Source organism: Paenibacillus sp. VCA1 (assembly GCF_031583795.1).
Lineage (GTDB): Bacteria > Bacillota > Bacilli > Paenibacillales > Paenibacillaceae > Paenibacillus_AQ > Paenibacillus_AQ albilobatus.
This window is the reverse complement of the sequence record NZ_JAVLSX010000001.1, coordinates 172011-184288: the sequence shown is the minus strand read 5'-3', so window position 1 is coordinate 184288 and position 12278 is coordinate 172011. Positions and strand designations below refer to the sequence as shown.

10 protein-coding genes are annotated in these 12278 nt (G+C 54.0%); 7 read left to right on the top strand and 3 right to left on the bottom strand.

Annotated features, from left to right (window positions below; genetic code table 11):
- The first annotated feature begins 12 nt into the window (after nucleotides 1-12).
- The 4 genes from RJP21_RS00805 (at nucleotide 13) to RJP21_RS00790 (ending at nucleotide 5188) form a co-directional block, all read left to right on the top strand.
- Nucleotides 13-1530: a response regulator gene (locus tag RJP21_RS00805; protein ID WP_310857678.1), complete on the top strand. Its 1518-nt coding sequence runs from the start codon at nucleotides 13-15 to the stop codon at nucleotides 1528-1530.
- Between the two features lie 286 nt (nucleotides 1531-1816).
- Complete coding sequence (locus tag RJP21_RS00800) at nucleotides 1817-2764, top strand: glycoside hydrolase family 113 (protein ID WP_397386164.1); 948 nt, start codon at nucleotides 1817-1819, stop codon at nucleotides 2762-2764.
- A 1-nt stretch (nucleotide 2765) separates the two neighbouring features.
- Nucleotides 2766-3989: an AGE family epimerase/isomerase gene (locus RJP21_RS00795; protein WP_310857677.1), complete on the top strand. Its 1224-nt coding sequence runs from the start codon at nucleotides 2766-2768 to the stop codon at nucleotides 3987-3989.
- Nucleotides 3990-4003: 14 nt separating this feature from the next.
- Entirely contained in the window at nucleotides 4004-5188 is a 1185-nt protein-coding gene (locus tag RJP21_RS00790) for a glycoside hydrolase family 130 protein (protein WP_310857676.1), read from the top strand.
- 168 nt (nucleotides 5189-5356) lie between these two features.
- Here the strand turns inward: RJP21_RS00790 and RJP21_RS00785 are convergent, their stop codons facing one another.
- From RJP21_RS00785 to RJP21_RS00775, 3 genes are all read right to left on the bottom strand, one after another.
- A complete protein-coding gene (locus tag RJP21_RS00785) occupies nucleotides 5357-6418 on the bottom strand; it encodes a LacI family DNA-binding transcriptional regulator (protein WP_310857675.1) in 1062 nt (353 codons plus the stop codon).
- A 97-nt stretch (nucleotides 6419-6515) separates the two neighbouring features.
- On the bottom strand, nucleotides 6516-7538 hold the full coding sequence (locus RJP21_RS00780; protein WP_310857674.1) for a Gfo/Idh/MocA family protein: 1023 nt from the start codon (nucleotides 7536-7538) through the stop codon (nucleotides 6516-6518).
- Between the two features lie 22 nt (nucleotides 7539-7560).
- Entirely contained in the window at nucleotides 7561-9906 is a 2346-nt protein-coding gene (locus RJP21_RS00775; RefSeq protein WP_310857673.1) for a helix-turn-helix domain-containing protein, read from the bottom strand.
- A 263-nt stretch (nucleotides 9907-10169) separates the two neighbouring features.
- Here RJP21_RS00775 and RJP21_RS00770 point away from each other — a divergent pair, with 263 nt between their 5' ends.
- The 3 genes from RJP21_RS00770 (at nucleotide 10170) to RJP21_RS00760 (ending at nucleotide 12249) form a co-directional block, all read left to right on the top strand.
- Nucleotides 10170-10301 (top strand): hypothetical protein, encoded by a 132-nt coding sequence (locus tag RJP21_RS00770; RefSeq protein WP_310857672.1) that lies wholly within the window; start codon nucleotides 10170-10172, stop codon nucleotides 10299-10301.
- Nucleotides 10302-10371: 70 nt separating this feature from the next.
- Complete coding sequence (locus tag RJP21_RS00765; RefSeq protein WP_160039542.1) at nucleotides 10372-11325, top strand: ABC transporter permease; 954 nt, start codon at nucleotides 10372-10374, stop codon at nucleotides 11323-11325.
- Between the two features lie 33 nt (nucleotides 11326-11358).
- Entirely contained in the window at nucleotides 11359-12249 is an 891-nt protein-coding gene (locus tag RJP21_RS00760; protein ID WP_373309249.1) for a carbohydrate ABC transporter permease, read from the top strand.
- Nucleotides 12250-12278: the final 29 nt, after the last annotated feature.

Here is a 12278-nt window from a genome sequence, read left to right as displayed (position 1 = left end):
GGGCGAAGCCGCTTGCTTAACATCATGATCGTGGACGATGAAGTGCTCATTCGCGAAGGCCTGGCCAAAATCATCGGCAAGGAAAGTCCTTGCTTTCGGGTGGTCGGCCAATTCCCGGACGGAGAAGATGCGCTTCGGCATCTTCCGGAACTCGAGGTCGATGTGGTCATTACGGACATCCGGATGCCTGTCATTGACGGCCTTGAGCTGATCAAAAGCTTGCGGGCGACCCATCCCCATATTCGTTCCATCCTAATGAGCGGATTTACGGAATTCGAATATGCCCGGGAAGCCATTCGGGTCTCCGCCGTCGATTACCTGCTCAAGCCGATCAACAAGGAGCAGCTGTTTGAACTGCTTTACCGGCTGCACGACGAACAGGAAACGTCCAGGGAAAAAGAGGCGCTTCACCGTCAAAGGCTGATCCACACCTGTCTTCATAGCGAAGCCGTCGCGGAATATGTGTGGGAGGAGCTCTCGCTTCCCCGGCCTTATTTTGTGGCGTTCGTCCAGAGAGCTGGCACGGAGGAATCGGAGCACACGCAGACATGCGGCCGAAGTTTGGACAACTTTGACCCGGAATGGTTATTCGATCGGCTTGCCGTTCAACACCGGCTGCAGGTCTTTATTTTTTATTTTGCCGAAGCTCCCGGAGCGGATGCCGTCCATCGGATCGGCAAGCTTCTGACGGGCGATGCGTTCCATGGCGGGGCCGATGGCCGGGTTCATGCGGGATCCAGCAACGTCTACAATGACGTCAAAAAACTCAAGGCAGCTTATCTGGAGGCCAAGCTTGCCTGTGATACGGGAATTTATGGGCATGCTCTCCGCCATTACGCACCCTACGGCGCAATCGGCGACCGAACATCGCCGCCGCAAGTGCAGGAAATTACCGCCGCGGAATGGGAGTTTTTTACCGAGCAGCTCCACCTCCTTCACTTGGCACCCCTGCAGGAATGGATTCAGCGGCGTTTTGAGCGGCTCAGGTCGGAAGCGGCCTCCCCAGAAGCCATCGTAGAGACTTGCACCACGATCGAAGAGGCGGCCGCTGCGGAAATTCGCGAGCTGAAGGACATCTTCGAATCGCCGGCCTACGCCGGGCGGAAGGAGCGGCTGCTTGCCTGCCTGTCCTTTTCGGAAATGAAGCAGCTGTTTTTGTCTTGTTTCATGGGCGCGTTGTCGGAATTGCAGAAGGCCCGCAAGGAAATGGGCAGCAAAGCCGTCGAAACGGTCAAGCGTTGGATCGCCGAAAACTACAGCCGGCATGTCGAGCTGAATACGCTGGCCAATCTGGTTTTCCTGACCCCGAGTTATTTAAGCAAGTTATTCAAACATGAAACGGGTCTTACGCTGACGGAGTACATCGCCGAGATCAGGTTGAAAAACGCCAAACGGCTCCTTCGCACCGAACCGGGCATGAAGGTGCACCAAATCGGAGCCGAAGTGGGTTATCCGGACCCCGCCTATTTCAATAAATTGTTCAAAAAAATGGTCGGCGTAACGCCCAATGAATATAAAAAAATGTTGTAATCACTGCGGAATGCCGCTTATCCGAGAGTCGAGCCTCTTGGAATAAGCGGCTTTTTTGTATTGTCAAACACCGTTTTCGCGTTTTTTCTCAAGTTTCGGTCGTACTCTTTTGCTTATTAGGTATTGTATTGGCAGCGGTTCCGGTATATATTTAGCATATGGTATTTATTTTGTTATTATTTTTGATAACAAATAATAACAAAACATGTGATTCGAACGATCAAGTCTGTTATTTATACGACATGAGGTGAATAAAGTGAAACTAACAGAACCATTTATCGCAGGAATGACATGGGGATTCATGGGGGTCAGGGGAACGTGGGCTACCGAATACGCCTCCGCCTCAATGGAAGCCATGTCCGAAACGACCGGCATCAATTGGACCGCCATCGCCTTTTCGGCTTATCAAGCGACTCCCTTCTCCACGGAAATCCCTTATTGGGAAGATCCGACGGTAACGGATGCCGAAGTAAAATGGGCTATCGCCAAAGCCAAGTCGTTGGGGCTCAAGGTGTGCCTGAAGCCGATCGTGAACTGCACGGACGGGACGTGGCGGGCCCACATCAACTTTTTCGACAAGGACGTGCCGTGCGAACCGAAGTGGAGCGACTGGTTTGCTTCCTATAACCGCTATATTTTGCATTTTGCGAAAATCGCCGAGGAAACCGGGTGCGAGATGTTCTGCATCGGCTGCGAAATGGTCCAAACCGATCGCCGGGAACGGGAATGGCGCGAGCTGATCTCGCAGGTCAGAGGCGTTTACAGCGGAATCGTCACATATAATTGCGATAAATATCAAGAGGATAACGTGGCTTGGTGGGACGACCTGGACGTGATCAGCTCCAGCGGATACTATCCGATTCACGATTGGGACAACCAATTGGACCGTATTGAAGCCGTCGTCCGGAAGTTCGACAAGCCGTTTATTTTTATGGAGGCCGGTTGTCCGAGCCGAACGGGCTCGGCGTCGATCCCCAATGATTGGACGCTTCAAGGCGCAGTGAATGAAACCGAACAGGCCGATTTTTACCGTACCATGTTCGGCAAGTGCAGCGAGCGGGACTGGGTGCAAGGGTTTATGTTGTGGGACTGGCCGGCCGAGCTGTACCGCCGGGACGAAGCGTCCGCGGATGACGGTTATTGCGTGTACGGCAAAGAGGCCGAGGCCGTCATTCGCGGGCATTATGCCGATCGTTTGAAAAACGAGGCGATCGCCCGTCAAGGAGGATGCTGACATGCTGGATGCCTTGCCATGGATGCGGGAGCTGGATGAAGAGCTGAAAAACAATATTTTGCGATTTTGGGCCGAAAAAGGCGTGGATACCGCGCGCGGCGGCTTTTACGGGGAGATCGATGGGCAGCTGCGCGTGAATGAACACGCCGACAAAGGGCTGGTGCTGAATGCCCGCATCTTGTGGACGTTTTCCGCTGCCTATCGCCATTACAAGGACGAACAATACCTGGAGATCGCCGGCAGAGCCTACGACTACTTGATCGGACACTTTCTCGACAGGGATCACGGAGGATTGTATTGGATGGTGGATGCCGACGGCCATCCTTCCCAGGATAAGAAGCAAATCTACGGACAAGCCTTTGCGATTTACGCTTTGTCCGAATTTTACCTTGCCGATGGGCGGCAGGAAGCCCTGGATGCCTCCATCGAGCTGTACCAGCTGATTGAGCGGCACAGCCACGATCCGATCCATCAAGGATATATCGAAGCTCTGGGACGCGATTGGAGCCATACGGACAACTTCAGCCTCAGCAACAAGGACCTGAATGAGAAAAAATCCATGAACACCCATCTTCACGTGCTGGAGGCTTATACGAACCTGTACCGGGCATGGAAGTCGCCGACGCTGGCTTCAAGTCTGACCCGATTAATCGAGGTGACGCTTGAAAAGATCGTTGACCGGGCCACCGGGCATTTCCGGTTGTTTTTTGACGAGGAATGGAACGCCAAAGGCTCGCATATTTCCTATGGTCACGATATTGAAGGCAGCTGGCTGCTGATGGAAGCCGCCGAAGTTCTTCAGGATCAAACGCTGCTTGAACGCGTGAGAGCCGTTGCCGTCCGGATGGCGGAAGCCGTTCTCGCTAAAGGGGTTGACCATGACGGCGGGATCTGGAACGAGGCGGAGCCTGACGGAGTCACCGATGCCAATAAGGACTGGTGGCCGCAGGCCGAAGCCATGGTCGGCTTTTACAATGCTTATGAACTCACCGGGGAATCCAAATTCAGGGCTGCCGCCATTCACTCCTGGAAGTTCATTCAAACGTACATCGTAGACCGCGAACATGGGGAGTGGCATTGGGGAGTCGACCCGAACGGTTCGCCGCTGCCAGGCGGCACGAAAATCAGCGCATGGAAATGCCCGTACCATAACGGCAGGGCTTGCCTGGAAATGCTGTCCCGTCTTCAAAAAGAAACGAACCTGCAGGAAGTCGATTCACTATGATCGGAGGGGAAACAATGAGCTTGTTTGAACAACGAAAACGGCAGTTGACGGAAAATTACGAATCGCTGATCAACCGAAAAAACGAAAAAATGCCGCCGGGCAACGGCGTTTACGACCGCTACCGATATCCGGTGCTGACGGCGGACCATGCGCCCCTCATCTGGAGGTACGATTTTAATCCCGAGACGAATCCTTATTTTTCGGAACGGCTTGGCGTGAACGGCGTTTTTAATCCCGGAGCCATTTATTTGAACGGCAAATTTTATTTGGTCGCCCGCGTCGAAGGCGTAGACCGCAAATCTTTTTTCGCGGTTGCGGAAAGCGACAACGGGATCGACGGCTTCCGTTTTTGGGATCATCCGGTCGTCATGCCCGAAACCGATGTTCCGGATACTAACGTCTATGACATGCGGCTGGTGCAGCATGAGGACGGCTGGATTTACGGCTTGTTCTGCACCGAGAGGAAGGACCCGAACGCTCCCCTGGGCGATTTGTCGAGCGCGATCGCTCAATGCGGAATCGCCCGCACCAAAGACCTTGTGGCTTGGGAGCGGCTTGATGACCTGAAAACGGGGTCGCCGCAGCAGCGGAACGTCGTATTGCACCCTGAATTCGTCGACGGCAAATATGCCTTCTACACCCGCCCGCAGGACGGGTTCATTGATGCCGGCTCCGGCGGAGGGATCGGTTGGGGATTGTCCGACTCCATCGAACACGCCGTCATCGATCGGGAAATCGTCATCGACGAACGCCATTACCACACCATCAAGGAAGTCAAAAACGGGCAGGGGCCCGCGCCGATCAAAACGGACCGCGGCTGGCTCCACATCGCGCACGGCGTCCGCAATACGGCTGCCGGTTTAAGGTACGTCCTGTATGCTTTCCTTTCCGACCTGGATCGTCCCGATCAAGTTACGCATCGTCCCGGAGGACATTTTATCGCGCCTGAGGGCGAAGAACGGGTGGGCGACGTATCCAATGTCGTGTTCTGCAACGGGGTCATCGCCACCGACGACGGAAACGTATATATTTATTACGCCTCCTCCGATACCCGGGTGCATGTCGCCACCACCACGGTAGACCAACTGCTGGATTACGTGCTGCACACGCCGGAAGACGCCTTGCGCTCCTACGCCTGCGTAGAACAACGAATCCAGCTGATTGACCGCAATCTGGCATTGCATAAGGCACGCATTTAAATGAGGATTTTTCAAAAAATCCTGAAATATCAAAAGGGGACCGTCTGCCGTAAACCGGCTGACCGATCCCCTTTTTTTGCTATAGTGCAAGTTATGGCTGTCGGCTGGCACGGCGGTCGTCTCCGGCGAGTGCTGTCCCCCCCGGTTCGTTTTCGCCGCTCGGCCCCTCTACTGTTTCCTTGGCCCTGACGTAGAGTCCCGGTACACGATGTCCGCAGAGACAAGGATTTTCTCGACGGTAAGCTCCGGATGCTGGATCCTTTCAAGCAGCTTCTTGACCGAGCGCTCGCCCATGGCCTCCTTCGGCACATGGACGGTCGTCAATGCAGGCTGGGACCGGTCGGCGGCATCGATGTTGTCAAAGCCGGTAACGGAGATATCTTCCGGAACCCGAATGCCATGCTTTTGCAGCGTGGACATAACCCCGAACGCGATCGAATCGTTGGCGCAAACGAGCGCCGTCGGCAGCTGCCCTTTTTCTTTCATTTTTGCAAGCCATTTCTCGAATTCACCGGCAAACTCGCCGCTGTCCACCCCATCCAGCGTGACCATCGGATCGATGGGCTTAAGCGCCTCCAGGCCGTTCTGTTCCAGCGCTTTGCGAAAACCGATCCACCGGTCCTGAAAGCTTCGGGAAAAACGAACGTCTCCGACAAATTGAAGACGCGTATGGCCAAGACCGATCAAATGGTTGCAAAGCCGGGCGATTGCGTCCGTATTGTTCACGAAAACCGTATCCGTCGGAATAAGGTCGTCTTCATGATCCACCAGGACCATGGGAATCCCCAGGCGGTGCGTCTCCAGCAGCAGCTCGGAATCGATTTGGCCGACCCCGATCATGCCGAAAATTCCGCTCGGATTCAGCACATGGACAAACGAGTCGACCCGGGATTCCGTGACGATGACCATGCCGAGCCCTTTTTGTTCCAGCTCCCGCGAAATGCCCTCCATAATCTTGCCCCAATACAGAGAGTCCTTGGTCTGAAAGCGGATGTTAGGCATCAAAACGATGACAGATTGCTTGCCGGACGTAGTGACGACGTTTGGTTCCCCTTCGTTATTTTTGATATAGGCATTCTTCTGGGCAAAATATCCGAGCTGGGAAGCGGCCTGAATGACCCGTGATTTCGTATGTTCATTGACGCCGCCCTTCCCCGAGAGCGCCTTGGATACCACGAACTTCGATACGCCCAGATGATCGGCAATCTGCTGCATCGTAACCCTTTTCAACGTAAAACTCCTCCCGCCAGCAAAAACTGTTTGCGTTTTTTATTCATTTTATTATAACAAAGGAACGCAAAGGGATAAACTGAATCGGTGAATCGGGTTACGAACCTAAGATTCGATCAAGCACGGCTTGGTTCCGGTGCCCATCCTCGATCAGAGGCAAATCCGCATCGATTTGGCTGCACTTGATATAATCATATACTTTTTCTAAAAACGGATAGAATGCCGGGTAATAGGCTTGAGCCTCCGCCGAAATGCAGGAAGGCGCCTCCTTTGGGGACGGCAAGGCGATTTCGGTAAGCTGGCCCCCCGCTTCCCCGAATCGAAGAACTGAGTCATCCGTTAACGTGATCGTACCCTTGTTTCCGAATAATTTTAGCTGAGACCCGAAACCATGATGAATCCCGGACAATAATTGAATCGAAAAGGTGAATCCGCTATTCATCATGCCGTGAGCAAAAAAGGCATCGTCTGCGTCCCTTGTTTCTCCGGCCCCGCGGGGTACATGCGTATGCACGGTTCCGTCGACGGTTCGGATTTCATCGTTCCCAAGCCATCTCAAGCAATCGATCATATGCGAGCCGAGGGCCCCGAGCATGCCTCCGAACTTGCGTTTTTCCCCCATCCAGCCTCTTGGGGTGGTTTCCAGTCCAGCATATTGCGGACTCGATATATGATATTCGAAATGAAGGATCCGCCCTATGGCATCGTTGGCGATCAGCTCCTTTATCTTCTGCCGGACGGGCAAATACCGCCATTCAAAATCAATGACCACCTTGGCTTGGCTTTTCTCCGCCAGCTCCAGCAGCTTCCAGGACTCATGGCGATTCATCGTAAAAGGTTTTTCGCAAATGACGGGCAATCCCCTCTCTATGGCTTGTTTGACCATTCGGTAATGATACACAGGCAGGGAACTTACCACTAAAAGATCGAGCTTCTCCCGATCAAGCATTTCCGCCCAGTCTTTATAATGTACCGGAGCTTGATCCCATCGAGGCCACTCATCCGGGAGTTCATGCCTCATCATGGTACTGACGGCGGCGACCTCCATCTCCGGATGAAGCCGAATCAACGGCGCTTGAACCCTTAAACCAAAACCGCCTCCAATGATTCCAACCCGCATTATGACACCTCCAAAAGTGTTTTTACGCCTCCTTCTGATCCTGAAGCGTTGGATTAAACTGGTCCCGGTATTGTCCCGGCGTCATTCCCTCCAATTTCTTGAACATCCGGTTGAAGTACGGAGGCTGGTACCCGACCGCCCGGGCAACATCGCTGATTTTCATGTCGGTCGAAACGAGCAGTTTTTTGCAGTGGCTCATTTTGATGGAAGTCAAATAATCGATGTAGTTCGATCCCGTCATTTGCCGGAATGCCTTGCTCAGTTGGGACACGCTGACCCCGGCTTCCATGGCGAACGTCTCCAGCGAAAGGTCGGCCATGTAATTTTCATGGATCGTCTCCATAATTTGATCCACGATTGCTTTCATCGACGGATGGTAACTCCGGTTCAGCGCCTCGATGTACGGCCGGATCACGTTCGCGCGGAACCACTGGATGCACGCATTGGCGTCCCGGAGCGCCTCCAGCTCCTCCTGCAGCTTGATCCCGTCATAGATGGCGTAAGGGTTATGGTTCGATTGAAGCATGGAACGGAACAGGCTGTTTTTAAGCCGCATCAAGCCTTGATGCACGACCCACTCCGGCGCCCCGTCCCTCTGCAGCGCTTCAACGAACCGGATCAAAATATCCTCGGCTTCTTTTTCCAGCCCCAGGTTGAGCGTATGCGTAAATTCCTGCTCCAGCTCGAAAGGAAATTCCACCTCGACCTTCGATTTTTCCATCACCGCTTCGGCTTCAAGCAGCTGGCTGTCGGACGTAAAGGATCGGTAGCTTAACGATCTTTTGGCCTGCTCCAGCAAATAAGGAACATCGCGCCAAGCCCCGGCGGGGCCGCTCACGGCAATCGTGGCCGGCATGCCCAGCACGTCCCGCAAGGTGTTCAGCATGTCGCCGCCCAACTGCATCAGCGGCCGTTTCAGGTTATCCCCGGACGCCGCGGAAGCGGCAGGCACGCACACGATGACGGCAAACGAGCCGTCCATAAAATCGATGGTGTGCACGTAGGAGCCGATCCGCTCGGACATTTCATGCAGCAAATTGACGGCGGCGTACGTGAGCAGCTGCACGTCTTTGGCCGTAAGCTGTCCGCGGTTCAGCGTCAGGGAATGAAGGCGGCATACCACGATAAAAAACCGATGTTCCGCCAAATCGAGCTGCAGCGCCTGCAGCTTTTCGATGATTTCGGCTTCCGTCAAATGGGCCGCCTGCCCCGTCACGAACTGGTTGATGAGCGCTTCCCGCACCTTCGGGATGGACTGGTTCAAGCTGCTTTGCAGCGTCTCGTTGACGGACCGATACTGCTTCCATTTCTCCTCGATATATTTCAGCTCGTTGTTTTCGGGAGCCGGCTCCGGTTTGCCTTCCTTGAACAAATCGACGATTTTGCGGATCGGCCGGTACATCCGGTTGGAGGCGAACCAGCTGAGGGCCAGCGCCACGCACAGGGAACCGATCCAGTAAACGATCACGACATGCCGGTACGGCCCCGTAGGCGCCGTAATGGCCGACGACGGCGTCCCCGAGACGAAGGTCCAAATGCCGCCCATTTTCTCGAAGGATAACGCGCTGACAAGCAGCTTGTCGTTTTTCATCGGCAGCTGGAAATGAAGCTGTGTATCGTAGGAACGTTTGGTTTCCTTCAGCTTCTCCAAAATGGAGGGCACGACCTCCGGATATTGTTTGCTCGCGTCGGATTGGCCGACCAGCGTGTCTTCCCCGTCCAGCACAAAGGCCACCTGCTCGGAATTGGCGCTCAGGTTCACCTTGGCGGGATTGACGTACAGCACTAGCGCCCCGTAAGATTGCTGGCTGTTGAAAGGCAGCTTCATGACGATGGCATGGGTCGACTTCCCCTTATTGAAAGGACGGGGCAGCCCGTTCGTCCAGAAGATGCTTTGGTCCGATGACATGATCTTGCTCCAGGCGTCGGCATCCGCCGGATCATCCAAGGTCCGCAAGCCGAGCATGGGCTGCATGATTTTGTTCTGTTTGGCCACATACAGGTAGGCCTGATCGACCAGCGGATCCCCGTTTTCGATAAAATAAAGCGTATCGCTTAGCTCCTGCGTTTTCTCGAATTGGTCCACAAAATTGGTGTCCGCCAGGGATGGCTTCAGGATCGGGTTGGACATCATGTGCGAGGCATACTGGACAAGCTGGGAAAACTGCTCATCGACTCGCCTTGCCGTATCCTTCAGCAGCTGCTCGTTATTCTGTTGGTACTGCCGGATCAGGTACTGATTGCCGACATGCCAGTTGATAAAACTCACGATCGAAATGGGGACGCATGTGAGCATGATGACCAGCGCGATGGTTTTCCAGTACATGATTCCTTTTGAAGCCAATTTCCTCGTCCATTCCTTACCCAAATCCCTCACTCCTGACGGTATCTGTTCGAATCGATCTTCACCCGTGCGTTGGTGTTGTACCATTCATCATAACGAAACCAACCCCATATGAAAAGGCTTTCAACGCGAAAAATCATCCCATTTTATTGGGAAACGGCCGCAAATCCCTTTGAGTAAAAAAAGTGCAACGCCATGAAATAAGCATCAGGAAAAGCCCCGCCAAAACAAAAACGGATTTTCCCTTTTCGGCCAATTGGCGGCGCCACGTTTGCAGGCTCAAAGCAATGGCTCAAACGTCAAATTTTCAGGGCAAAAAAGATATGCCGTGTACCGCCGAAAATAAAATCAAATTGCCGGAAATGCCGCGAGCCACTACATTGGGTTATGACAAGCGCGATGCCAAGGTCGCGGGCTAAAGGTTTGAGAGTGAAGGTCCATGTTTGTGAAACGAAATTTTCCATAGACAAAAGAAAGCGAGGTAAACAGATGCGGAAACGATCATCCCAATCCGGTGCCGCAAGGCTGCGGGAATCCAAACGGCCGCTGTGGCCCGATCTGAAACGGGACCGGTATTTGTACGTGCTGGCGCTGCCGGGCATTTTGTTTTTCATTATTTTCAAATATATTCCGATCACCAACCTGGTCATCGGTTTTCAGGACTACTCCCCTTATTTGGGGATTGCCGGAAGCCCATGGGTCGGATTCGAGCATTTTGCCCGGTTTTTCTCGAACCCCGACTTCTGGATGCTGCTGCGCAACACGCTTGGGATTAGCTTGATGAATCTGGTTTTCTTTTTCCCGGCGCCGATCATCCTCGCCTTGATGCTGAACGAAGTCCGCCATCAGCTGATGAAACGCACCGTACAATCGCTGATTTATATCCCCCACTTTTTGTCGTGGGTGCTCATTTACGGCTTGACCTACTTGATGTTCTCCCAATCCGAAGGGTTGTTCAACAAGCTGCTGACGGCGCTGGACAAAAATACGGTCGACATTTTATCGAACCCGAAGCTGTTTTGGGGCATGTTGACGGCGCAATCCATCTGGAAAGAAGTCGGCTGGGGCACGATTATCTTCCTCGCCGCCATCGCCGGCGTCGATCCGCAGCAGTACGAAGCGGCCGTTATCGACGGAGCCGGGCGTTTCCGGCGGATGTGGCATATCACGCTGCCCGCGATGCGGAACGTCATCATGATTCTGCTCATTTTGCGGCTCGGAACGATCATGGACACGGGCTTCGAACAGGTCTACCTGATGATGAACGCCGCCGTGACCGAGGTCGCCGAAGTGTTCGATACGTACGTTTACCGCGTCGGCATCCGGCAGGGGGAATTCAGCTACAGCACCGCCATCGGCCTCTTCAAATCGATCGTGGGCGTCATTTTGGTCGTCGGCGCGAACAGGGCCGCCAAACGTTTCGGCCAGGAAAGCCTGTATTAACGCAAAAGACCCCACCGAAAGGAGAGACACCCGATGATTATGGAAGTCAATACGTCCTGGAAAGACCGGCTGTTTACGTACGCCAACGGCGGCCTCCTGGTTTTGTTCAGCCTGGCCATGGTTTTCCCGATCTATTACACGATCGTGCTATCCTTTACCGATTCGACGGAATATTACACCCGGGATTTGATCCTGTGGCCGCATCAATGGTCGCTGGACGCCTACAAATATTTGCTCGGCAACGGCTTGTTCGTCAATTCCTTGATGGTCAGCGTGTTTCTGGCCACGGTCGGCACCGCTTTAAGCCTGATTGTGACGGGAGGACTCGCTTACGCCATCTCCTGCCGACGGCTGCGGTTCCGCAAAACGATGATGTTTATGATCCTGCTGACCTTTTTATTCACGCCGGGGCTTGTCCCGGTCTACTTGATCGTCCGGAATCTGGGCTTGATCGACAGCGTCTGGTCCTTGATTTTGCCTTCGCTTACCAGCGGATGGTACGTGCTGCTCATGAAGGGCTTTTTCGACGGCATCCCGGACAGTCTGGACGAAGCCGCCCGGATCGACGGCTGCACCGAAATCAGCGTCTTTTGGCGGATCATCATCCCGCTGTCGCTGCCCGCGATCGTCGCTTTCGGCCTGTTTTTCGCCGTCGGCTATTGGAACACGTATTTTAACGGCATCATGTTCATCAACCAGCAGGCGAAATGGCCGCTGCAGGTGCTGCTGCAAAACATGCTCGTCGACCCGACCACCATGGGCGGCGGCGAACAAAACGTCTCCCTGCAGATGAACCGGCAGCTGCCGACGGAAACGCTCAAAATGGCTGCGGTCGTCATTGCCACCATCCCCATCATGCTCGTGTATCCGTTCCTTCAGAAGCATTTTGCGACAGGGGCCATGGTCGGCTCCGTGAAGGAATGAGCCATACAGGTTTGCCAAATCGAAGGAGG